This window comes from Vibrio sp. 1401 (assembly GCF_033340295.1).
Map to the genome: position 1 here is coordinate 1 of NZ_JAWOWF010000212.1, position 882 is coordinate 882.

An 882-nucleotide genomic window follows, 5' to 3' on the forward strand; every position below is an offset into this window, starting at 1 on the left:
TGTGCTTCTTGAGTAGAGCCGCCCACGTGTGGCGTTAGAATGACGTTATCGAATTTCTGTAGTGGAGATTCAAACGGGTCAGCGTTTGTTTTTGGTTCAACTGGGAATACGTCGATTGCTGCGCCAGCTAAGTGACCCGCTTCTAGGCTGTGGCAAAGCGCAGGAATATCAACAACGGTACCGCGAGCGGCGTTGATGAAGATTGCGCCAGGCTTCATGCGAGCAAATTCTTCTTCGCCCATCATATTCTTCGTTTCAGGTGTTTCTGGTACGTGCAGCGAAATAACATCACATTTGTTTAGCAGCTCGCTCATCGTGTGGATTTGCGTTGCGTTGCCAAGTGATAGTTTGTTTTCGATGTCGTAGTAGTACACGCGCATACCTAAGTTTTCAGCAATAATGCCCAGCTGAGTACCGATATGGCCGTAACCAATGATACCAAGACGTTTACCACGCGCTTCGTAAGAGTTGTCTGCGCTCTTCTTCCAAATACCACGGTGTGCTAAAGCGTTCTTTTCAGGAATCCCACGAAGGAGCAGAAGAATCTGACCAAGCACGAGCTCAGCTACACTTCGCGTATTTGAAAACGGTGCATTGAATACAGGAATGCCACGTTTTGCCGCCGCACCAAGATCTACTTGGTTAGTTCCGATACAAAAACAGCCAATCGCAACCAGTTTGTTTGCCGCATTGATCACTTCCTCGGATAGATTCGTTCGGGAGCGGATACCGATGAAGTGCGTATCTTTAACTGCTTCAATCAGTTCTTCCTCTGAAAGCGAACCTTTGTGATATTCAATGTTGGTGTAACCAGCTGCTTGAAGAACTTCAACTGAAGAAGGGTGAAGCCCCTCGAGTAAGAGGATCTTAATCTTTTCTTTT

1 protein-coding gene is annotated in these 882 nt (G+C 46.9%); it reads right to left on the reverse strand.

Annotated elements, in window-relative coordinates; genetic code table 11:
• Positions 1-882 (reverse strand): phosphoglycerate dehydrogenase (serA, locus tag R7Z77_RS24625; protein ID WP_318136961.1); only part of this gene is annotated, 882 nt, incomplete at both ends.